Origin of the sequence: Brachybacterium saurashtrense (genome assembly GCF_003355475.1) — a bacterium.
GTDB classification, from domain to species: domain Bacteria; phylum Actinomycetota; class Actinomycetes; order Actinomycetales; family Dermabacteraceae; genus Brachybacterium; species Brachybacterium saurashtrense.
Window position 1 is genome coordinate 96,091 of the sequence record NZ_CP031356.1, and the last position, 21,933, is coordinate 118,023.

Sequence of the window (21,933 nt, forward strand, 5' to 3'; positions counted from 1 at the left end):
GCGAGGATGACGCCATGGCTCCCGCGTCCCCCACCTCGCGCCGCCGCGGCCCGCTGCTGGTGCTCATCGCCCTGCTCGCGATCGCCGCCCTGGTGGCGACCTACCTTCTGGTCCGCGGCCGGTTCGACACCGGCGAGGAGGCCGCCCGGCAGCTCGCCGCGGCGCTCACCGCGGGGGAGGTGCCCGCCGGCGCGGACGCCGCCCAGCACGAGCGGATCCTCGCCGGGATGCTCGAGGAGGGAGCGGTCCCGTCGGTCGCCCTCGCCGATCCCGGACGCGCCGAGAGCGGCGAACGCACCGTCACCCTCGACTGGACCTGGACCCTCCCCCAGGAGGCGGGGACCTGGGAGTACAGCACCGAGGCGACCCTGCACCGCGGCGAGGACGGCTGGGAGGCGGCGCTGGAGCCGTCGGCCTACGCCCCCGATCTCACCGCGGGCGAGCACCTCGTCCTGGCCGCCCTCGACCCCGCCCTCGGCGAGATCACCGACCGCGACGGCACCGCGCTGTACGCCGAACGGCCCGTGATCACCCTGGGCCTGGACCGCAGCAGGCTCGAGGACGACCAGGTCGATCAGGCCGCCCGCGCCCTCGCCGGCCTGCTGGGCACCGACCCGGACCGGCTCGCGGAGGCCGCGGCGGCCGCCGGCGAGGAGGCCTTCGTGGCCGCCCTGACGATCCGCGAGGAGGACGCCGGCGCCTACCCGCTGGATCGCGCGGCCGACGAGGTGCCCGGCTACCTCGCCGTGGACGGCACCCGGCCGCTCGCGCTGGAGCGGGACTACGCCCCCGGCGTGCTCGGCGCACTGCGCGAGGCCACCGCGGAGGACGTCGAGGACTCCGACGGGGAGATCGAGGCCGGGGACCTGGTGGCCACCGGCGGCGTGGTCGCCGCGACCCGCGACGAGCTGCTGGGCACCGAGGGCGTGGAGGTGCGCGCCGTGGACGAGGACGCCGAGGAGCAGCGCCCCCTGCACACCGTCGCCCCGGCCGACGGCACCACGATCGCCACCACCCTGGACGACGACCTGCAGCGCCTGGCCACGGAGGCCGTCGCCGAGGAGGACTCGCCCGCCGCGGTGATCGCCCTGCAGCCCTCCACCGGGGACGTGCTGGCCGCCGCCCTGGGCCCCACCGGTCAGTCCTACCCCGTGGGCCTGGTGGGGCAGTACGCGCCCGGCTCCACCTTCAAGACCGTCACCGCGCTGGCGCTGCTGCGCGCCGGCGTCACCCCGGACACCGAGCTGGAGTGCCCCGAGACCGCGACCGTGGCCGGGCGCAGCTTCAAGAACGCCGACTCGATGGACCCGGCCCTGTTCGGTCCGATGCCGCTGCGCTCGGCGGTCGCGCACTCCTGCAACACCGCGCTGCTGCTGCAGCACGAGACGGCGGACCAGGCCGCGCTCGCCGACGCCGCCACCACCCTCGGCCTCGGCCAGGACGCCCCGACCGGGCTCGACGCCTTCATGGGCTCCATCGATCCGGCCGACGAGGGCGTGGAGCACGCCGCCGCGATGATCGGCCAGGGGCGGGTGCTCACCTCGCCGCTGTCGATGGCGGTGGTGCTCGCCTCGGTGCAGAACGGCGCGACGGTCACGCCCCGCATCCTCGCCGACGACGAGCCCGCCGCCCCCGAGGTGCCCACCCCGCTCACCGAGGAGGAGACCGCGCAGATGCAGGAGATGCTGCGCGGCGTGGTCACCGACGGCAGCCTCGACGACTTCGCCGACCTGCCCGGCGAGCCCGTGATCGGCAAGACCGGCACCGCCGAGTGGACGAACGCCGACGGCGAGCTGCGCCTCCACTCCTGGGTGATCGTGGCCCAGGGCGACCTGGTGGTCGCCGCCTTCGTGGAGGACGGCAGCTACGGCTCGGTGACCGCCGGGCCGATCGCCCGCGAGGTGCTCGCCGGTCAGTAGGCAGTGCGCCCCTCGTGGGCGAGCCACGCGTCGAAGGGATCGACCGCGTCCGCGTGCCGGTGCTGCTCGACGGGCAGCACGGCGTGGTGGCCGGGCCGGGCGAAGTAGTCGTAGAAGGCGGAGTCGTCGAAGCCTGCACGTGCGGCATCCCCGCGTCCCGCGGCGAACACCACGAGGTCGAGCCGCGCCCAGAGCGCCGCGGCCATGCATATCGGGCACGGTTCGCAGCTCGCGTACAGCACCGCGCCGCGCAGGTCGGGGGAGCGGGTCCTCGCGCAGGCCTCGCGGATCGCCGCCACCTCGGCGTGCGCGGTGGGATCGTTCGACGCGGTCACCCGGTTCACGCCCTCGACCAGCTCCCCGTCGGGCAGGCGCACCACCGCGCCGAACGGGCCGCCGCCGTCGGCGACGTTGGCGGTGGCCAGAGCGATCGTGCGCTGCAGGATCTCGGTGGGATCGGGAGGATGGCTCATCCCATGGGATCCTCCCGGTTCCCGCGCGCCGTGTCCAGGGTGCCGCCGAGCCGGCGCCTCTGGTCGTCGCGGGCGAGCTCGAGCAGGGGCAGCACCGCGGGCCAGGTGCGCTCGCCCGGCAGGATCACGCACAGCCAGCCCTGGCGGGAGTAGAGCGGATGCGGCTGGAGCACGTCCGGTGCGGTGGGATCGTCGGGCTCGCCGAGTCCGAGCCCCTCCAGCCGACGCCGACCGACATGGATGTTCAGCCTCCACCGACCCTCCGGGTCGAGATCCGAGCTCGTATCGTCGGGATAGTCCTTGGTGACGAGGGTGGCGAAGGGCTGGGTGCGGGGCACGGTGCCATCCGGCGACCAGTAGAAGAAGTGATCGCCCCAGGCCACAGGTGGGTAGTCGCCGCCCTCCCGTGGCGCCAGTTCGAGCACGCCGTCGAAGGAGCGGAGGGTGGAGAGGATCTGCTGCATACTCATGGTTCGAGTATCCGGTTCACGTGCCTATGGAGGGTTCGGCGGGATGGAGCGGCACAGGACGTCGAGCACCACCGCCGTCGCGCGCGCTGCGGGGTGCTCCGCCCAGCAGGTCCGCGATCTCGAGGCGGCGGGCGTCATCCCGCGTGCGGAGCGGGCGCCGAACGGCTACCGCCGCTTCACGCAGGTGCACGTCGACGCGATCCGCGCCTACCGGCTCCTCGCGGCGGCCGTCGGCCCGACCACGGCCCGGGACACGATGCGCGGCCTCGCGGCCGACCCCGCCGATGCCGCGCTCGCACGGATCGGCTCCCTCCACGTCGACCTCGCCCTGAACCGGGAGCGGACACTGCTCGCGCTGGACGCCGTGGCAGCGATCCGCGAGGAGCCGCGCGACGACGAGGCCGGCCCGGACACCATGACGATCACCCAGCTCGCGGAGGCGCTCGGGGTGCGGCCCTCCACCCTGAGGTACTGGGAGCTCGAGGGTCTGGTCCGTCCCGAGCGGCGCGGTCGCCTGCGGGCGCGCAGCTATCCCGCGGGCGCCATCCGGGAGGCGCGCATCGTCTCCGCGCTGCGGACCTCGGGCCGCTCCGTCCCCGACACGGCGCAGGTGATGGCCGATCTCCGCGACCAGGGTGGGGTCGAGGCCCTGCACTCCGTGCTCGCGGCGCATCTCGAGGTGGTCGCCCAGCGCACCGAGAACCTGCTTCGCGCCGGCACCTCGCTGGTCGAGCTGCGCTCCGCGCTCGCGGACGACTGAGCGCTACAGCCCCGCGACCACCTCGACGGCCTGACGGATCGCCCGCTCCGCGTCGAGCTCCGCGGCGACATCGGCCCCGCCGATCACGTGCACCCGCGGCGAGCGGCCCGTGCGCGCCGCGACCACCTCGTCGGCCAGGGCGTTCACGCTCTCCTGCCCGGCGCAGATCACCACCGTGTCCACCGCCAGCACCCGCTCCTCCCCGTCCTCGAGCACGTGCAGCCCCTCGGCGTCCACGCCCCGGTAGGTCACGCCGCGGTGCGGGACGATCCCCGCGTGCCGCAGCTCCGCCCGGTGCACCCAGCCGGTGGTGCGGCCCAGCCCCGCCCCGATCCGGGTCTCCTTGCGCTGCAGCAGGTGCACCTCGCGCCGCGGCGCATGCGCGGGCCGGACGGCCACGCCGCCGCGGTGCTCCTCGTCGGCGTCCACCACGCCCCAGTGCGCCTTCCACGCCGCGACGTCGAGGGAGGGGGAGGGCTGCGGGGCGGAGAGGAACTCGGCGATATCCACCCCGATCCCGCCCGCGCCGATGATCGCGACCCGCTCCCCGGCCTCGGCGCGACCCTCCAGCAGGTCCGCGTAGCTGATCACGTCCGGGCCGCCCGGCGCGACGGACAGGTCGATCTCGCGCGGGGTCACGCCGGTGGCGACGATGACGTCGTGGAAGCCCTGCAGCTCGGTGGCCGTGGGCCGCATCTCCAGCCGGATCCCGACGCCCGCCGCGGCCAGCCGCATCCGCCAGGAGCGCAGCGCCTGCGCGTAGTCCTCCTTGCCGGGGATCCGCGCGGCCATCCGCAGCTGCCCGCCGATCTCCCCGGTCGCCTCGTACAGGGTGACGATGTGGCCGCGCTCGGCGGCGGCGAGGGCGGCCTCGAGCCCGGCCGGCCCCGCGCCGACCACGGCCACCTTCCGGGCGCGGCGCGGGATGACGGGGTTCAGCACCAGCTCGGTCTCGTGCGCGGCGCGCGGGTTGACCAGGCAGGAGGCCCGTTGCCCGTCGAACACCTTGTCGAGGCAGGCCTGGTTGCAGGAGATGCAGGCCACCACCTGGTTGGTGCGGCCCGCGGCGAGCTTCGCCGGCAGCTGCGGATCGGCCAGCAGCGGGCGCGCCATCGAGACCAGATCCGCCTGCCCCGCCTCGAGCACCTGCTCCGCGACGGCGGGGTCGTGGATCCGGTTCGAGGCGATCACCGGCACGTCCACCAGCTCCCGCAGCGCCGCGGTGTTCTCCGCGAAGGCGGCGCGCGGCACCGAGGTGACGATGGTGGGCACCCGCGCCTCGTGCCAGCCGATCCCGGTGGAGAGCACGTCCGCTCCCGCCTCCACCAGGCCGCGGGCGAGCGCGGAGGTCTCCTGCCAGGTCTGCCCCTCGGGCACCAGGTCCAGCAGGGAGAGGCGGTAGGTGAGCAGCGCGTCCGCACCGATCGCCTCCCGCACCGCGGCGGTCACCGCCAGCGGCATCGCCCGCCGCCCCTCGGCACCGCGGCCCCAGCGGTCCCGGCGCCGGTTGGTGGCCGGGGCGGCGAACTGGTTGAGCAGGTAGCCCTCGGAGCCCATGATCTCCACACCGTCGTAGCCGGCCTCGACCGCGCGGCGTGCGGCGGCGGCGAAGTGCTCGATCGTGCGGGTCACGCCGCGGCGGCTCAGGCGCCGGGCCCGGAACGGGGACAGCGGCGACCTCCCCGCCCCGGCGGAGGCGGAGAAGGGGTGGAAGGCGTAGCGCCCGGCGTGCAGCAGCTGCAGCACGATCCGCCCGTCGGCCTCGTGCACCTCGCGGGTGACCAGGCGGTGGGCGCGCAGGGTACGGGCGTCGGCCTGGGCGCCGCGCGGGGTGAGGCGGCCGGTGCGGTCCGGCGAGTAGCCGCCGGTGACGATCAGCCCGGCCCCGCCGCGGGCGCGCTCGCCGAGGTAGGCGGCGAGCTTCTTCACGTCCGCCGGCCGGTCCTCGAGGCCCACGTGCATCGAGCCCATGACGATCCGGTTGCGCACCTCGAAGGGGCCCAGGTCCAGCGGGGAGAGCAGCCGCGTATGGGCCGAGGGCGTGCTGGGGCGGGGGAGCGACGCTGGCATGCGGCGATTGTGCCAGCTCCGACGGGTGCGGGGCGCCGCGACGGGGAGGGCGTGGAGATTCTCAGAACGGCGGATCGCCGTGGTCCGGAGGCGGTGGGCTCCCCGGAGGGATGATCCGGGCGTTGCCGGCATCGCTGTTCTTGTGGGCCTCGGAGCGCCGTCGCTGGTGCTCGGACCAGGCGTGCTCGAGGAGCCGGGCCGCCCGCGGGGTGAGCAGGTCTGTGGCTTCTTGAGTAGTGGTGCGGAGGTCCGTGCCGAGCGTCCACTGCGTGGTGAGCGGTCGGGCAGGCGCGGCGAGGTCGATCGGCTCGCGGGTCGGGTCGATCAGTCCGGCGGTCTTCATCTGGTGGTGATGCCCGCACAGCCGGTGGAGGTTCTCCAGCGAGGTGGGGCCGCCGCGGTCGGGATGCTCGTGGTCGTATTCGTGGATGTGGTCGTCCTCCGCGCCGAGTGCGGTGGATCGGGTGCACCCGGGCACCGCGCAGACGGGGTGGCGCAGCCGCAGCTGCATGCGCTGCTGCGCATCGGGTCGGTAGGTGTCGATGCGGACCGGCAGGGTCGACCCGCACACCGGATCGGTGAGGATGCGGTACCAGATGGAGGAGGCCGCGGCGAGCTCACGGGCGAGCTCCGCGGGGAGGGGCGTGGTGCCCTCGAGCATGGCCGGGGCGTCGTCCATGCCCAGCAGCGTCGTCACGGGCACGGTGACCAGGAGCTTGTACGGGGTGACGGTCTCCTGGACCGGATCGGTGTCCAGCACCGAGTGGGTGAGGATCGCGTAGCGCAGGGTGGCGAGGGAGAGCGGCGTGCCGCGCTCGGCGAGGTCCTCGTCGAGGTCGAAGGGGAGCGGCCCCTCGGTGCCCTCGGCGAGGGCGGCGCGCTGGGCGCGCTGCACGTCCCGGGCGGCGACGTCGAGCCGGTGCGCCAGCCCCTCGATCTCGAGCATCGGGCCCGTGACCAGCAGCGAGGCGGTGCCGGCGCTGGTATCCACGTCGACGATCTCCACGGCGCGGCTCTGCGAGGGCGGGGCCGGGAGGTCCCCGGCGGTCGCGAGCTCGACGGCGAGGCGGAGGTGACGGGTGAAGGTGTCCACCGAGATCGAGGGCAGCTCGAGGCTCGCCATGTACCCGTCGACCTGCGCGGCCTGAGCGTCGGTCAGACGGCGCACTCGGCGCAGGAGCGTCTGGTGCATCGACTCGGTGAGCTCGCCGCGGCGCAGGTACTCGAAGGTGAGCGGCATGATCTCCACTGCGGTGCGGGCATCGCGCACCTGGCTCCAGGCCTGGCTGTAGGTGCAGCGCAGACCGGCCGCGATCTTCAGCGCGCTCAGGTCCGCGTCATCGGGCCGGCCCTGCACCTCCGGATCCTCGAGGAAGAAGGTCGCCAGCAGCCGCAGGTGATGGGAGTGCAGCCGGGCACGCGTCTGCACCGTGCGATGCAGCGCCATCACCCGCCCGGACTCGAGAGTGCCCGGCCCAACCTCCGCGAGGACCTTCTCCTCGGTGAGCGGCGTGCGGGCGCGGACACTCCACTCGGGCAGCTCCGGGACCTCAGCGGGCGGGAGAAGGTCGGGGGAGTGCTCGCGGGAGTCCTGCGCGGGGACATGCCCCGACTGCTCGAAGTCGCCCATCATGTCCCCCTTCCTTCGCCCCGGAGAATCCCGGATCGCCTCGTCGCGATATGTCGTCAGAATATGTCTCGATGCACCGCTTCGGAAGGTCTGCCTCGATACGGGGATGAATGTGTGGATAACTGCGATTGTGGAGGGAGGTCGGAGGGCGGGGAGGGCGGCGCTGTGGAGGAAAGGTGTGGAACGCCGGGTCGTCGTGTTGGCGCAACTCTGCTGATGGTGAGTGTGCGAGGGGCGGTGTGGAGTCCGTCGCCGGTGCATGCTCGCAGCGTGTCCGGCTCGCCCTCTGCCGAGACTCGATATTCGAGTCGGGGCCGCGGAATATGTGCGGGAGATGTCGCGTTCTCGCGTTCTCCCGGTGCTTGTCGTCGAAGAGCTCATCGGTCACACCGCGTTCCGTCAGTCGCCCCGAGCCTGTACATACACGAACACACACGGCACGATGGAGCGATGGCCCGCACCCCGTCGCCCTCCACCCCATCGCCCTCCACCCCCTCCGCGAACCCCTTCACCCCGGGCTTCGGCCTCACCCCCACGATCCTCGCCGGCCGGGACGTCGCGCTCGAGGAGTTCACGGCGGCGCTGGCCGGCAGCGTCCCCGAGGCGCGGGCGATCCTGATCTCCGGCGCCCGAGGCTCCGGCAAGACGGTGCTGCTCAGCGAGTTCCGGGAGCTCGCCCTCGAGGCGGGCTGGACCGATCTGCGGATGCACACCTCCTCCACCTCGCTGATCGACGAGCTGCGCGGCCAGGCCATCGCCCATCTTCGACAGATGGACCCGGAGGCGGTCACCTCCCGCCTCACCTCGGCCCGTGTCTCCTCCTTCGCCGCCTCCCGGGACGTGGTGGAGCGCTACGACGGGGAGGGGGAGGCGGTCACCACCGTGCTGGACCGCCTCGCTCAGCTGGCCGACGAGGACGGCGGCGGCCTGCTGATCACGCTGGACGAGCTGCAGTCCGCGGACCGCGACCAGCTGCACGCCCTCACCCAGCACGTGCAGGACCTCATCGGCTCCGGCCACGCGGTCGCGTTCCTCGCCGCGGGGGTGCGCCCCGGCGTGGACGCGCTGCTCGCGCACGAGCGCACCACCTTCCTGCGCCGCGCCCACCGCATCGAGGTGGGCAGCGTGGACGTGGGCACCGCGGCGGAGGCGATCCGGATGACGATCGCGGACACGGACCGGTCGATCACCCCCGAGGCGGCCGTGCTGGCCGGGGAGATCTCGCAGGGGTACCCGTACCTGATCCAGCTGGTCGGCTCCAAGGCCTGGCAGAACAGCGGCGACGCGGCGACGATCGAGATCGAGGACGTGCGCGGCGCCCGGGAGGCGGTGATCGCGGCGATGATCAAGAACGTCCACGGCCCGGCGCTGCGCGGGCTCAGCGCCCGCAAGCGCGAGTACCTCCGCGCGATGCTCGAGGACGAGGGCCCCTCCGCCGTCGGCGACATCGCCGAGCGGATGGGCATCGACCCGCGCAACCAGTCCACCTACCGCGAGCGGCTGATCGAGGAGGAGCTGATCCGGCCCGCCGGGCGCGGCTTCGTCGAGTTCGCGCTGCCGTACCTCGACGAAGCGCTGCGGCACGAGCAGCGCGAGGGGGTGGGGGCCGACGTCGAGCCGGACAAAGGGCTGACCCGGTCCCATCGTTCGCGGCGCACCGGGCGCGGGTAGGGACGGTTCCCGACCGTCGGCGGTCGCCCGCCGCGGGCAGCCCCCGTAGCCTGGCCAGCACCATGAACTCGTCGACCACGGCGCCCGCCCGGCCCTCCCGCACCTATGCCACCGGTCCGCTCACCCGGGTCCTGCGCGGGGCGTCGGTGCTCTCGGCGCTCGCGATCACCGCCTGGATCCTGCGGAGCTACCCCGACCTGCCCGCCACCGTCGCGACGCACTTCGATGCGCGTGGGCAGGCGGATGCGTGGGGGCCGCGCTGGTCCGTGCTGGTGCTGGCCGCGCTCATGGTGCTGCTGTCGGTGGGGATGGCCGCGCTGTCGACCAGGCCGCGCTGGTTCAACTACCCGCGCGAGGTCACCGAGCGCACCGCCCAGGCCGTCTACCGCGAGGGGGAGCGGCTGATGGTCTGGACGGTGCTTGCGATGCAGCTGATCTACCTCGGCATCGCCTGGTCGGTGATCCTCGGGGTGGGAATGGCGCTGATCGCTCTCGGTGTGGCGGGACTGCTCGGCGCGGTGAGCGTCGGGATCGTCCGGGTGGCCCGCGCGGGCAGTTAGACCCGCGCCAGTGCGAGTGCCACGTTGTCCGGTCCGCCGGCGTCAAGCGCGAGCTGCTGCAGCCGCGCCGCCACCACCTCGGGGTGCTCGGACGCGCCGGTCAGCGCCTCCGCCAGGGCCGACGGGTCGACCACGGCATGCAGTCCGTCGGACGCCACCAGCACCAGATCGCCCGGCTCCAGGCGCCGAACCAGCAGGTCCGGGGCCGTCGGGGCGCCGGCGGCGAGGGCGCGGTTGAGCACCGCCCGGTCCGGGTGCGCGGCGGCCTCCGCGGGGGAGAGCCGGCCCGCCTCCACGAGGGAGCGCACGTGCGTGTGGTCGTGCGTGACCTGCTCGATCCGCTCCCCGTGCACCAGCACCGCCCGGGTGTCCCCGAGGTGGGCCACGTGCAGCCTCCCTCCGTCGAGCAGGGCCGCGGTGAGGGTGGAGCCGGCCTCCGCGTCGGCAGGGATCAGCGCCTCGGCCGCCGCCCACGCGGTCTCCAGGGCGGGCAGCGCCGCGGCCGACGGGTCGGCGTCGAGCGCCTGCGCGAGCGCGGCGGCGACCGCCGCGAGCAGACGCTCGGCGAGGGCGTCGTCGGTGCCGAAGCCGTCGGCGACGGCGAGCAGGGTGCGTCCGCCCGGCAGCGCCCGCACCAGGGCGGCGTCCTGCTGGGCAGGGCGCACGAGGCCCTGGTGCAGGGCGAGCGCGGTGCGCGGGGCGGCGTGGTCGGTGGATGCGGTCATGGCGTGCTCCTGGGGGTGCTCCCCGAGCTCTCGGGCGAGGGTGTCGACGGCGGCGGCGCGGGAGAGGGCGTCGGCCTCCTCCTGCCGCCACCAGGAGCGCAGCTCCGCGGCGGCGGCCTCGGGGTCGAGATCGCACAGCACGCGGATGCGTGCCAGGCCCATCCCGAGCCCGCGCAGCGCCGCGATCAGCCGGGCCCGCTCCACCTGGTCCGTCCCGTAGGAGCGGTAGCCGGTGAACGGGTCCACCCGTCGCGGCGGCAGCAGCGCGGACTCGTCGTACAGCCGCAGCGCCTTGGGGCTCAGCCCGCTCGCGGCGGCCAGCTCCCCGATGCTCAGCAGCGAGTCGTCCCTGCGTTCTGCCCGCATGCGTTCCTCCGTCGTTCCTCGCCCGGCGGCCCGGGCACCGGGTCCGTCCCGGCGAGGACCACGCTCCGGAGTGTCCCAGGGGGAAGGTCAAGCCGCGAGGGCGGGAGGTTCGCGGATATTCCGTCGACTGGCCGTGACCGGCCATGATCCACTGCCCCCATGCACCTGACGATCCGTCCGCTGGACACCTCCTCCGATCTCGAGCTCGCGCAGTACCGCGCGCTCGACGTCGCGCTCGACGACCACGCCTACGGCGGCCATCAGGAGCTGAGCCTCGCGCAGCTGCGCGCCGAGCTCGCCGACTCCCCGTACTGGGCGGTGCACCGCTGGGTGGCCGTGGTGGAGGGCATGGACGGCGGCGAGATGCTGGTGGGCCGCGCCGCCACGCACATGCCGCTGCAGGACAACCTCGAATCGATCACCGCGGGCGTGGCCGTGCACCCCGCCCATCGGGGCCGCGGGATCGGCACCGCGCTGCTCGAGGAGGCGCTGCTGCCCGCCCTGCGCGAGGCGGGCCGCCCCCTGGTGGAGGCGTACGGCGAGGTCGCGCCGGGGGAGGACCCCGACGATCCCGGGCACCCCGTGCACCGCCTCGCCGCGAGGCTGGGCCTGACCCGCAGGAACCTCGCCGTGTGCCGGGCGCTGCCGCTGCCGCTGGAGCCCGCGCTGCTGGAGGGCCTGCGGGCCGAGGCCGAGGAACGGCTCGGCGAGTACCGGGTGGCGCTGTGGGACGGGGACCTGCCCGAGGAGCACCTGGAGGCCTACGGCCGCCTGCTCACCCAGCTGGAGATCGACGAGCCCGACGAGGAGGTGGAGCACGAGCCCGCCGAGTACACGCCCGCGCGGTTGCGCGGGCGGGAGCGCCGGCTGCGGGAGTCCGGCACCGCGCGGATCGTCGCGGTCGCCGTGGCGCCCGACGGCAGCTTCGTGGGCAACTCCGAGGTGCACGTGCACGAGAACGCGGCCAGCACCCTCGGCTACCAGGAGAACACCCTGGTGATGCCCGAGCACCGCGGGCACCGGCTGGGCCTGGCGCTGAAGGTCGCCACCCATGCCCAGCTGCGCGAGCGCGCCCCGCAGCTGCGCAGCCTGGTCACTTGGAACTCGCACGTGAACCCGTGGATGATCGGGATCAACGAGAAGCTCGGCTACCGGATCGTGTGCCACGAGCTGGTGTTGCAGGGCCGTCCCGCCCTCTGATCCCCGACACGCCGCGCCACCTCCCGGCCCGCGCCGCCGAGCCGACTAGGTTCGGCGGCACGGGAGGGGGCAGAGATGACCGTGCAGCCGAAGCACCGCCGCAGGACGCGGCGCGGGCGACCGCACGAGCAGTTCACGATCGCCATCGCGATCCTCTCGCTCGTGATGGCCGGTGGCATGGTCGCCGGCGTCGCCACCAGTGCGCTCGGGCCGAGCCCCGGCTCGGCGGCCGGCGCGGCGGGGGAGCCGGGGGCCGCACTCCCGCCGGGTGACCCCTCGAACACCACCCGGCTGGTGCACCGCGAGCGGATCACCGGGGACATCACCCCGAAGTCCGTGGTCGCCTCCCCCACCGGCACCGTGATCGCGAACAACATGATGTACAGCCACACCTCCACGCTGTACGACGCGGAGACCCTCGAGCTCACCCGCACCGTGGTGGACGAGGTGGACCTGGCGGAGTTCGGCATGCCGGAGCGGGCCGGGGTCACCCAGGGCGCGCCGGTCGAGGCCGTGTTCACGCCGGACGGGGCGTACGCCTACGTCTCCCAGTACCGGCTGCGCGGCCCCGGCGAGGGCGCCACCGCCACCGACGACTGCGCGAACGGCGACGCCATCGGACTCTCGGCCGTGTTCCGCCTGGACGTCGCCTCCGGGCAGTGGGACCAGGTGATCGAGGTGGGCCGGGTGCCCAAGTTCCTCTCCCTCTCCGCGGACGGCTCCCGCGCCCTGGTCTCGAACTGGTGCGATGAGACCGTCTCGGTGCTGGACCTCGACGCCGGCGAGGAGATCCGCGAGGTCCCCGTGGACGCCGCGCCGCGCGGCAGCGTGATCCTGCCGGACAACCGCACCGCCTACGTCACCGCGATGTACGCCGACGAGCTGTACCGGGTGGACCTGGAGACGGGGGAGAGCGAGCTGGTGATGGACACCGGCGACAAGCCCCGCCACCTGGTGCTCTCCCCGGACGCGAGCCGCCTGTACATGACCGTCTCCGGCAGCGACCGCCTGGTGGAGCTCGACGCCGCCACCGGCGAGGTGCTGCGCACCGCGGAGACCGGGCGGGAGCCGCGCACCATGGCGATCTCCCCGGACGGGCTCGCGCTGTACGTCGTGAACTACTACGCGAACACCGTCTCGAAGATCGACACCGCGACCCTCGAGGAGATCCAGACGGTCGAGGTGGGCAAGAACCCGATCGGGATCACCTACGAGCCCACCCAGCGCCGGGTGTGGGTGGCGAACTACGCCGGCTCGCTCGACGTATTCGACGACACCGCCGCGGTCGGCACCGTGGAGCCGTGACCTCCCCGCCCACGCCCGACGAGGGCCCGGCCCCCGGCTGGACCCGCGCACGCTGGGGCCGCGGATGGACCCGGACGTGGCCCGGGTGGAATCCGCGCTCGAGCAGGCCGCGGCCCGCGGCGACTTCGACGACCTGCCCGGCGCCGGGAAGCCGCTGCAGCTGCCGGACACCCACGACCCGGACTGGTGGGTGAACCAGCGCCTCGCCGACGGCACCATCGACCGCGAGGCCCTGCTGCCGGTGGTGGTGCTGCTGCGCAAGGAGTACGAGCACCGCGCGGAGACCCTCGCGGAGCTGCCCAGCGCCCGGGCCGCCCGCGAGTACGCCGCGGACTTCACCGAGCGGGTCCACCAGGACCGTCGCCGCAATCCCTTCCAGACGATGCTCGCCCCCGCCTGGGAGGAGGAGGACGCCGCCGCGCAGTGGCGGGCGCTGCACGCGGAGCGCACGCCGCGGGCGGAGGAACCGGCCCCGCCGCCCGCCGCGGCGCCGAGCGCGCCGCCGCGGGGCCGGCGGCGCTGGTGGCGGCTCGGCCGACGGGGCTGACCGGGGCGCGGCTCAGCTCCGCGTCCCCGCGCGCCACGCGGCGGCGCACCACTCCTCGGGATCGGCGGCCGACGGCGGGGCGCCCTGCGCGCACAGCCAGGTGCAGATCGTGGCGCAGTCCCGGCGCAGGTACTCCCCGCCGTGCGGGTTCGCGATCAGGTCGATCACCTGCGGGACGTCGATGATCACCGGGTCCGGCGCGGCCTGCCGAGAATCGGCGAGCACGTTGTACGGGGAGAGGTCGCCGTGGACCAAGCCGAGCTCCGCCAGCTGCAGCACCGCCTCCCGCAGCCGCCGCGCCCAGCGCTCCGCGGTCGCGGCGTCCGGGCGCGTCTCCTGCAGGCGCGGGGCGGCCACCGCGCCGTCGACGTCATCGGTGCCGACGAACTCCATCAGCAGCTCGGTGCCCACGATCTGCACCGGGTAGGGGACCGGCACCCCGGCCCGCCACAGCCGGCCCAGCACCTCGAACTCGGTGCGGGCCCACTGCCCGGCGGCGGCCTGCCGGCCGAAGGCGGTGCCCTTGGCGATCGCGCGCGCCTCGCGGGTGTCCTTGGTGCGGCGGCCCTCGGTGTAGGCGCTGCTGCGGTGGAAGGTGGTCAGCTCCGGGGCGCGGTACCGCTTGGCGACCAGCAGCGTCTCCTCGCCGGGCGCGCCGGTGCGCTGCGCGGCGGGCAGGGCGCGCTCGAGCAGGAAGGCGTCGGCCTCCTTGCCGGTCTTGAGGATGCCCAGCTCGGTGTCGACCGCGCCGTCGTGCTGGACCACCCAGTCGGGGAAGGGCTGGGGGCCGCGGTCGAGGGTGTGGGCGGTCTCGGGCCAGGTGGACCAGCGCTGGTCCTCGTCGAGCTCGGCGAGGGAGAGGGTGTACATGGACCGGGCGAAGAAGGCGTCCCTGTCGAAGGACGATGTCATGGAGGGCTCCTGAGGGAGGTGCCCGCTCTCAGCGGGGCACGCGGGTGGGGAGGACGGCAGGGGTCGTCACGGCGACACGCATCAGGTCCTCCTCTCCCTCGGGCCGCCCGGCGGGGGCGGCGACGAGGCGAGCCTACGGGGAGGGCGCGCCCGGCCGCCAGTGAATATCCGTTGCGTCTGAGTGCGCTGTGACCTGCGCGTTGTGGAGAACCTCGGGCCCGGTGCCGAGACTGTGGTCAGGTGTGTCCATGAGCTCCGCGCGCACCTCGCTCCGGCCGTCCCGTCGTTCGCTGCTGCACTCCGGCACGCTGCCGGGGGCAGTGGGCCTGGCGGGCTGCGACGTGACCCTGCCGTGGAGCGGGCCCGCGCCGCGGGCCTCGGTCACGCTGGCGCCGCTGACCACGTCCGTCGGTCTCCTGCCGAAGGAGCCGGTGTTCCGCGAGGACTGGGCGCTGTCCCCCACCGACGCGCGCCCGCTCGGGCTCCTGGTGCACCGGGAGAAGAACCTCGAGGCGGATCTGCGCGTGGTCACGCCCGGGGAGCTGTTCGGGCATCCGGTGCCGCTCGACCCGACCACCAGCGGCATCGTGGTGGACGCCCACGTGGACTCCGTGCGGATCTACACCCGCGGGGTGCGGGAGGGGCGGTACCGCACCACCCTGCTCACCTCGTCGGAGTACACCGAGTGGGCCACCACCGAGCTGGGCACCACGATCGACAGGCGTCTCGCCGCGGCCGGCGACGGCCTGGTGGTCTCCCGGCCGGCGCACGGCACCGTGCAGGTGTGGGAGGTGGCCGAGGACGGCGCGGTCGCCGCGCTCGCCCCGATCGCGGTGCCCGCGGGCGAGACCTGGGGGATCGACGGGATCGCCCGCTCCGGGGATCGGATCCTGGTGGTGCTCTCCCAGCGCACGGAGGTGGGGGAGGATCCGGCCGCCGTCTCCTCCGAGGACGGCGGCGCGACCTGGACGGAGGCCGTGCCGCTGCCGGGGGAAGGGCGCTGGCGCGGCGTGCGGGACGTCCTCGTCGCCGGGGAGCGCTTCGTGCTGATCGGCTACCACGACCTGCCCGTGGCGTGGGACGAGAACGTCACCTTCCGCCGGGCCGCGGCCTGGTCGGGCACCTCCGCGCAGGATCTGGCCGGGGAGGACGTGCCGCTGCCCACCTGGGGGATCGAGGATTTCTCGCAGACCGACGGCCGTGGATCCCTGGATCCCGACACCCCGATCGACTTCGCCGACCTCTCGCTCGGGCTCCCGGTCCGCTCCGCCGACGGCGCGGCCCTGCTCGCCCCGACCTTCTTCGCCGACGACTGCCGGCGCCTGCGACGCGAGGAGGACGGCACCTGGACCGTCTCCGCGAAGGACAGGTACGCCGTCCACTCGCTGTTCGGCGCCGTGCTCGACGAGACCGCCACGCTCTACCGCGTGCACGACCGAGTGCTCGGCAGCACCGGGGAGCACCCTCACGATCGCGACGGGCTCCCCTTCGCCCAGGCCCGGTCCCTCAGCGTCCCCGACGGGGCGACCGGCGCCGGGCTCACCGGGGAGTTCTCCTGGAGGGTCGGGACCATGGTGCGCACCGACGAGCGGATCAGCTGGCGCACGGAGCAGGACGGTTTCACGTTCGGGGTCGACGCCGAGGACCGCGTGGTCCGGCGCCTCACCCCGGCGCTGGGTCCCGACGCGCCCTCGAGCATCTCCCTCCACTGCTTCGAGGGCAGCCTGACGCTCGTCGCGGGGATCGTCTCCGACGGCGAGGATCCCGGAGTCCACGCCCAGGTCTCGGCCGACGGCGCCGAGTGGGAGAGTGCGAGCGGGCTTCTGCGCTCCGACCACGGGATGCGGGTGGGGCGCGGCACCACCGTCGCGGGCACGCACTACCTCCCCCTCGCGGAATGGGTCCCCGGGGAGGGCGACGACGACGCCGTCCTCACTCCCGGTCTCTACGCCTCGGAGGACGGCCTGACCTGGGAGGCCGTGCCGCCGCCGACCATCGAGCACCCCTCGCCGGAGCTCGCCGCCCACGGCGGCCAGATCCTCGAGGTCACCGCGGTGGACGGCACGCTCATCGCGCTCGGTCTCGTGCAGGACGTCGAGGATGCCCGGCGCCCGGTCCTGTTCGTGCAGGACGGCGAGAGCTGGGTGACGGTCGCGCCCGAGGGGGCCGCCCCCGGCTGGTCCTTCGCCGGGGTGGTGGGCACCACGGTCCACGGCTGGGTGGGCTCCCGCCGCGCGGAGTCGCGGCTCGCCGTCGACGGCACGCTCACCGAGACCTATCGCAGCGATGACGACACCGCGCGCGGCCCCGTCCTCGACCTCGGCGAGGGCGCGCTGATCGCGGGCGGGTGGATCGACCGTCCCGTCGCCGACGAGGAGGACGACTCCACGGCGGAGCGCGGGGTGGGCGCCTGCCTCTGGGCGAGCCGCGATGCCGGCGAGACGTGGCAGCGGACGATGCTGCCGGGGCAGGACGGCCGCTTCCCGGGCGTCACGGTGCGGCAGGAGGGGGACGGCCTGCTGGTGCTGCTCGACGACCCGGACACGCCCCGTGGGTACCGGATCCACGACGCCCGGGCCGACGTGCTCGGCACCGAGGAGGAGTGAGAACCCGGCGGCGCGGCCCCGGGGCGCGGCCATAGGGTGGTGCCATGTTCCTCGAGAACCTCGGCATCGACGCCCTCGACCCGCTCCGCCTGGGCCGCTTCTGGGAGGAGGCGCTCGGCACCGCCACCCTCACCGCGACGCCGGAGCTGTACGAGACCCGCCTCGCCCTCGACGGCGAGGCCTACCTCGACCTGTGCTTCGCCCGCGTGCCCGCCCCGAACACCGCGCCCCCGCGCCTCCACCTCGACCTCCTCGGGGGAGCGGCGCAGGAGGAGGTCGCCGCGCGCCTGCGCGCCCTCGGGGCCCGCGATCTCGACATCGGCCAGGGCGAGGTGCCGTGGACGGTGCTCGGCGACGTGGAGGGCGGGGCGTTCTGCGTCATGGAGGAGCGGGAGGCGTACACGCGCACCGGTCCGATCGCGGCCCTGCCGATGGACTCCTCCGATCCGGTGCGGGACGCGGAGTTCTGGGCGTGGCTGAGCGGCTGGGTCCCTGCGCCCGGCGTCGCGCCCCGCACGCTGCGCCACCGGTCCGGGCGCGGCCCGCTGCTGGAGCTGTGCCCGGAGCCGGAGCCCAAGCGCCCCGGCGCCAAGAACCCGATCCACCTCGACGTGCGGCTCGAGGCCGGCGAGGAGCCGGACGTGATCGCCGCCGGGATCGCCGCGCGCGGCGGCGAGGAGCTCCACCCCGACTGGGGCGAGCTGCCCTGGCGGGTGTTCCGCGACCCCTCCGGCAACGAGTTCTGCGTGCTGCCGGCCCCCGGGGCCGCCGCATGACCCCGGGTGGCGGCCCGGGCCGCGGCACCGCGTCGTTCCTCGCCGTGCTGCTCGGGGCGGCCGGCGCCCTGCACCTCGCCCGGCCGCGGACCTTCGATGCGATCGTGCCGCGGGCGCTGCCGGGGCCTGCGCGCGCCTACACCCTCACCTCCGGCGTCGCGGAGCTCGGCGTCGCCGGGCTGCTGGCCGCGCCCCGCACCCGGGCGCTCGGCGGTCTCGCGGCGGCGGGCCTGTTCGTGGCCGTGTTCCCGGCGAACGTGCAGATGGCGTACGACTGGCGCAACGCCCCGCCGCGACGCCGCGCGATCGCGCTGGGCCGCCTGCCCCTGCAGGGAGTGCTCATCGCGCAGGCGCTGCACGTCGCGCACGGCGCACGGGACAGGACCTCGTCGACGCCGTCGCGCGAGGAGACCCTCGCGCGGATCGCCGCCCGTGCGGCGCCGCAGCTCCCCGACCCGGTCGCCGAGCTCGACCGCGCTCGTGCGGAGAGACCGGGCCGCTGATCGTGCGCGAGGCGTCCGCGGTCGCCGCGTCGCTGCCCACCTGACAGCTCCGCCGCGCCCGACCCCGCTCAGCGCTGCGACTCGAGCCGTCCCGCCACCACCGTGGCCAGCACCTCCGCGGCCTGCAGGCGCTGCCCGGCCTCCCGGGCGGCGCCCTCGTCCATCAGCCCGTCCGTGCCGCGGGGCACGTCGGCGAACAGGTGCTCCGCGTCCTCGAGCAGCACCACGTCCGCCGGGCCGCCCACCTGCAGCGCGTCGATCCCGTCGGTCGAGGCGGCGAGGGCCTCGCGCGGCTGAAGCTGCTGGCGCGGATGCCAGGCGGGGCGCTCGTCGGCGCTGCGGTGCACGGCGGCGGCCATCGCCAGCCACGGGTCCAGCGGCGCCACGGGGGCGTCGGAGCCCAGCGCCAGCTGCACCCCGGCCTCCCGCAGATCCCGCAGCCGGAACGCCTGCGTGCCGTGGCCGGGCCAGATCGTCTCGGTGGCGTCGCGGTCGTCCAGCAGGTGCGCGGGCTGCACCGAGGCGGTGACGCCGAGCGCGGCCATCGTGTCGATGTCGTCGTCGGTGAGCATCTGCGCGTGCTCGATCCGGGCCGCGATCCCCACCTCGGCGATCGCCGCGAGCGCCACCTGCGCGGCGGCGTCGCCGATGGCGTGCACCGCGGCGTCCAGGCCCCGCGAGCGCGCCTCGGCCAGAGCCTCCCGCAGCGCCTCGGGACCCACGCTGAGCACCCCGTGGCCGCTGTAGCCGTGCCCGTCCGTGTAGGCGTCGCGGGTGTAGGCGGAGTGGGAGCCGAGCGCGCCGTCCACGATCACCTTCAGCGGGCCCATCGTCACCAGGCCGCGCTCCTCGAGCACCGTGCCCGTGGGGCCCGGCGCCGCGGCGAGCTGCTCGGGATACACCGCGGTGCGGATCCGCATCCGCGGCGCCCGGCCCGGCCACACCTCCCACGGACGGCCCCACTCCATGTCCGTCAGCCCCACCACACCGCGCTGCAGCGCCTGTCGCTGCAGCATCGCCGCTCCGGTCGCGACGGCCTCGGCCACCCCCGGCAGCTCCGGCAGGCGCGGGGCGAGCGCGAACCACTCCTCCTCCGCCACGATCCCGTCCCGCGGGGGCAGGCCCAGGGCTCGCAGCGCTGCGGAGTTCAGCCAGGCGTGGTGCGCGTCCCCGCCGATCAGCACCGCCGGCACCGCGCCGGCGGCCTCGTCGAGGGCGGGCACCGTGGGCGGCACCGCGAAGTCCACCAGGCGGTGGCCGAAGCCGATCAGCGCCTGGCCCGGCGCGAGGGCGGACTCCCGGCGGGCGGCGAGCTCCGCGCGCACCAGCTCCAGGATCACTCCCACGCTGCCGGCCCCGGTGGTGTCCAGGCGGGCATGGGCCTGGGCGAGCTGACCGGAGTGCACGTGCTGATCCCACAGCCCCGGGATCGCGAGCGCCCCGCCGCCGTCGAGCACCTCCTCGCCCGGCGCGGCGCGCAGTCCCGGACCGCGCTCGGCGATCATCCCGTCGCGTAGCCGCAGATCCACCGCGGTCGCGGGGGCCTCGCCCGTGGCGGCGTCGCACGGCCGCACCTGTCTGATCAGCACTGATCCAGAGTAGCCTGGCATGACGGCTGTCATGGGACGGGCGTGACCGCGGGGACTGGGGCGCGCCGGGCCGGCGCGGGAGCCTGAGGGCATGTCCGAGACCGCCGCCCCCGCCCCTCCGCCGACGAACGCGCCCGCTCCCGCCCGGCCCTCCGCCCTCGATGTCCCCGCCGCGCTCCGCCTCACCGGGGTGCGCCGGCACTACGGCGCGGTGCGCGCCCTCGACGGCCTCGACCTGGAGATCCGCCGCGGCGAGGTGGTGGCGCTGCTGGGCCCCAACGGCGCCGGCAAGTCCACCGCGATGGAGATGATGGTGGGCCTGGCGCGCCCCGATGCCGGCACGGTGCGGGTGCTGGGCACCGACCCGACCACCGCCGCCCGCACCGGGCTGATCGGCGCCATGCTGCAGGGCGGCGCGCTGCTGCCGGACCAGCGGGTGCGGGCCATGCTGCGGATGCTCCACGCCCTGCACGCCCACCCGCTGCCCCTGCCCGAGGTGGTCGCCCGGGCGGACATCGCCGAGCTCATGCCCCGGAAGATGGGCGCCCTCTCCGGCGGCCAGGCTCAGCGGGTGCGCTTCGCGATCGCGCTGCTCGGCGACCCCCAGGTGCTGCTGCTGGACGAGCCCACCGTGGGCATGGACGTGGGTGCCCGCCGCGCCTTCTGGGACCGGATGCGGGAGGTCGCCGCGAGCCGCCGCACCGTCGTCTTCGCCACCCACCACCTCGAGGAGGCCGAGCGCGAGGCGGCCCGCGTGATCGTGATGGACGGCGGGCGGGTGGTCGCCGACGGCACCGGGGCCGAGATCGGGGCGATCGTCGGCGGGCGCGTGCTCACCCTGCGCGGCGCGACCACCCGCGAGATCGCCGCCCTGCCGGGCGTCGCGGAGGCCGACGCCGACGAGACCGCGCCCGGCCGCGTCCGGGCCGTGTGCACCGACGCCGACGCCGCCCTGGCGGCCCTGTTCACCGGGCCGCTCGCCGGGAGGGTGCACGACCTGCTCGTCACCGCCCCCGGCCTCGAGGAGGCCTTCCTGACGATCACCGCGCACGAGGAGACACGATGAGCACCGCCGCCCCTGCCACCGCCGCCGCCCCGTCGGCCGCGACCCGCACCCTGCGCTACGCGCTGCACACCACGGGCATGACCGTCACCAACGTCGTGTTCATGGTGTTCACCATTGCGCTGCCGGTGGGGATGTACCTGCTGTTCTCCATGATGTTCGGGCAGGAGGGCGCAGGCCAGGCGCGCGGCGTGATCATGGTGAACATGGCCGCCTACGGCGGGCTCGGCGCCGCCGTCACCGCCGGCACCCAGATCCAGGAGGACCAGCGCAGCGGCTTCCTGCGCCAGCTGATCGTGGCCGGGCTGTCCCCGCGCTCCTTCCTCGCCGGCTCGGTGATGGCCGCCAGCGCCGTGATCCTCCCGGCCCTGGCGGCCGTGGGCCTGGTGGGCGTGGCCACCGGTGTCGAGGTCGGGCCGGGGTCCTTCCTGGCCACCGTCGCGGTGCTCTGGCTCGGGCTGCTGCCCACCATCCTCCTCGGCATCGTGCTGGGCATGCTGCTGAAGGGCGGCGCCGCGATGGCCGGCGGCGTGGTCACCATGATGGCGATGGCGATCTTCGGCGGGCTGTGGATGCCGCTGGAGATGTTCCCGGAGTGGATGCAGCAGATCGGCCGGGCGATGCCCACCTACTGGATCTCGCAGCTGGGCGAATGGACCCTGCAGGGCGGCGAGCTCCCCGTCATCGGGCTGCTGGTGATCGGGGCCTGGAGCCTCGCCCTCGGCGCGCTGTGCGCCCTCGGTCTCCGCCACGCCGTGGGCCTGACCCGGCGCTGACACAATGTCTCC

18 protein-coding genes and 1 pseudogene are annotated in these 21,933 nt (G+C 74.9%); 12 read left to right on the top strand and 7 right to left on the bottom strand.

The window, feature by feature from the left end; all coding sequences use genetic code 11:
• Nucleotides 1-14: 14 nt before the first annotated feature.
• The gene (locus DWV08_RS00435; protein WP_115411997.1) at nucleotides 15-1,919 is read left to right on the top strand and encodes a penicillin-binding transpeptidase domain-containing protein; all 1,905 of its coding nucleotides are present in this window, start codon (nucleotides 15-17) and stop codon (nucleotides 1,917-1,919) included.
• On the opposite strand, the gene DWV08_RS00440 is transcribed toward DWV08_RS00435, so the two are convergent.
• A complete protein-coding gene (locus DWV08_RS00440; RefSeq protein WP_115411998.1) occupies nucleotides 1,913-2,392 on the bottom strand; it encodes a nucleoside deaminase in 480 nt (159 codons plus the stop codon). The two genes, DWV08_RS00435 and DWV08_RS00440, sit on opposite strands and share 7 nt — an antisense overlap.
• On the bottom strand, nucleotides 2,389-2,862 hold the full coding sequence (locus DWV08_RS00445) for a DUF6194 family protein (RefSeq protein WP_206516761.1): 474 nt from the start codon (nucleotides 2,860-2,862) through the stop codon (nucleotides 2,389-2,391). Before DWV08_RS00445 ends, DWV08_RS00440 begins: the two co-directional genes overlap by 4 nt.
• A gap of 43 nt (nucleotides 2,863-2,905) precedes the next feature.
• Here DWV08_RS00445 and DWV08_RS00450 point away from each other — a divergent pair, with 43 nt between their 5' ends.
• Entirely contained in the window at nucleotides 2,906-3,622 is a 717-nt protein-coding gene (locus DWV08_RS00450; protein WP_115412000.1) for a MerR family transcriptional regulator, read from the top strand.
• A gap of 3 nt (nucleotides 3,623-3,625) precedes the next feature.
• Here DWV08_RS00450 and DWV08_RS00455 read toward each other — a convergent pair whose 3' ends face one another.
• Entirely contained in the window at nucleotides 3,626-5,692 is a 2,067-nt protein-coding gene (locus DWV08_RS00455; protein ID WP_115412001.1) for an NADPH-dependent 2,4-dienoyl-CoA reductase, read from the bottom strand.
• 61 nt (nucleotides 5,693-5,753) lie between these two features.
• Entirely contained in the window at nucleotides 5,754-7,325 is a 1,572-nt protein-coding gene (locus DWV08_RS00460) for an HNH endonuclease signature motif containing protein (protein ID WP_206516762.1), read from the bottom strand.
• Between the two features lie 447 nt (nucleotides 7,326-7,772).
• Between DWV08_RS00460 and DWV08_RS00465 the strand changes: the two genes are divergently transcribed.
• Both DWV08_RS00465 and DWV08_RS00470 read left to right on the top strand, forming a co-directional pair.
• A complete protein-coding gene (locus DWV08_RS00465; RefSeq protein WP_115412002.1) occupies nucleotides 7,773-8,993 on the top strand; it encodes an AAA family ATPase in 1,221 nt (406 codons plus the stop codon).
• A gap of 62 nt (nucleotides 8,994-9,055) precedes the next feature.
• The gene (locus DWV08_RS00470; protein WP_115412003.1) at nucleotides 9,056-9,553 is read left to right on the top strand and encodes a DUF1648 domain-containing protein; all 498 of its coding nucleotides are present in this window, start codon (nucleotides 9,056-9,058) and stop codon (nucleotides 9,551-9,553) included.
• Here DWV08_RS00470 and DWV08_RS00475 read toward each other — a convergent pair.
• Nucleotides 9,550-10,644 (bottom strand): MerR family transcriptional regulator, encoded by a 1,095-nt coding sequence (locus DWV08_RS00475; RefSeq protein ID WP_115412004.1) that lies wholly within the window; start codon nucleotides 10,642-10,644, stop codon nucleotides 9,550-9,552. The genes DWV08_RS00470 and DWV08_RS00475 overlap by 4 nt on opposite strands.
• 159 nt (nucleotides 10,645-10,803) lie before the next feature.
• Here DWV08_RS00475 and DWV08_RS00480 point away from each other — a divergent pair, with 159 nt between their 5' ends.
• From DWV08_RS00480 to DWV08_RS00490, 3 genes are all read left to right on the top strand, one after another.
• Nucleotides 10,804-11,844: a GNAT family N-acetyltransferase gene (locus tag DWV08_RS00480; protein WP_115412005.1), complete on the top strand. Its 1,041-nt coding sequence runs from the start codon at nucleotides 10,804-10,806 to the stop codon at nucleotides 11,842-11,844.
• A gap of 75 nt (nucleotides 11,845-11,919) precedes the next feature.
• Entirely contained in the window at nucleotides 11,920-13,149 is a 1,230-nt protein-coding gene (locus tag DWV08_RS00485; protein WP_115412006.1) for a beta-propeller fold lactonase family protein, read from the top strand.
• 64 nt (nucleotides 13,150-13,213) lie between these two features.
• Nucleotides 13,214-13,696 (top strand): DnaJ family domain-containing protein, encoded by a 483-nt coding sequence (locus tag DWV08_RS00490; RefSeq protein ID WP_162801458.1) that lies wholly within the window; start codon nucleotides 13,214-13,216, stop codon nucleotides 13,694-13,696.
• 12 nt (nucleotides 13,697-13,708) lie between these two features.
• On the opposite strand, the gene DWV08_RS00495 is transcribed toward DWV08_RS00490, so the two are convergent.
• Nucleotides 13,709-14,608, bottom strand: coding sequence for a serine protein kinase RIO (locus DWV08_RS00495; protein WP_115412008.1), 900 nt, complete (start codon nucleotides 14,606-14,608; stop codon nucleotides 13,709-13,711).
• A gap of 248 nt (nucleotides 14,609-14,856) precedes the next feature.
• Here DWV08_RS00495 and DWV08_RS00500 point away from each other — a divergent pair, with 248 nt between their 5' ends.
• From DWV08_RS00500 to DWV08_RS00510, 3 genes and pseudogenes are all read left to right on the top strand, one after another.
• Nucleotides 14,857-17,214 (top strand): hypothetical protein, encoded by a 2,358-nt coding sequence (locus DWV08_RS00500; RefSeq protein WP_115412009.1) that lies wholly within the window; start codon nucleotides 14,857-14,859, stop codon nucleotides 17,212-17,214.
• 44 nt (nucleotides 17,215-17,258) lie between these two features.
• Nucleotides 17,259-17,990 (top strand): VOC family protein, encoded by a 732-nt coding sequence (locus tag DWV08_RS00505; RefSeq protein ID WP_115412010.1) that lies wholly within the window; start codon nucleotides 17,259-17,261, stop codon nucleotides 17,988-17,990.
• Nucleotides 17,987-18,355 (top strand): annotated as a pseudogene (locus DWV08_RS00510) (DoxX family protein); the annotation flags it as partial. The gene DWV08_RS00505 and the pseudogene DWV08_RS00510, both read left to right, overlap by 4 nt.
• Nucleotides 18,356-18,561: 206 nt before the next feature.
• Here the strand turns inward: DWV08_RS00510 and DWV08_RS00515 are convergent.
• A complete protein-coding gene (locus tag DWV08_RS00515; protein WP_115412011.1) occupies nucleotides 18,562-20,082 on the bottom strand; it encodes an amidohydrolase in 1,521 nt (506 codons plus the stop codon).
• Between the two features lie 91 nt (nucleotides 20,083-20,173).
• On the opposite strand from DWV08_RS00515, the gene DWV08_RS00520 reads away from it, so the two are divergent.
• Complete coding sequence (locus DWV08_RS00520) at nucleotides 20,174-21,148, top strand: ABC transporter ATP-binding protein (protein ID WP_115412012.1); 975 nt, start codon at nucleotides 20,174-20,176, stop codon at nucleotides 21,146-21,148.
• Entirely contained in the window at nucleotides 21,145-21,921 is a 777-nt protein-coding gene (locus tag DWV08_RS00525) for an ABC transporter permease (protein WP_115412013.1), read from the top strand. Before DWV08_RS00520 ends, DWV08_RS00525 begins: the two co-directional genes overlap by 4 nt.
• The last annotated feature ends 12 nt before the right edge of the window (nucleotides 21,922-21,933 follow it).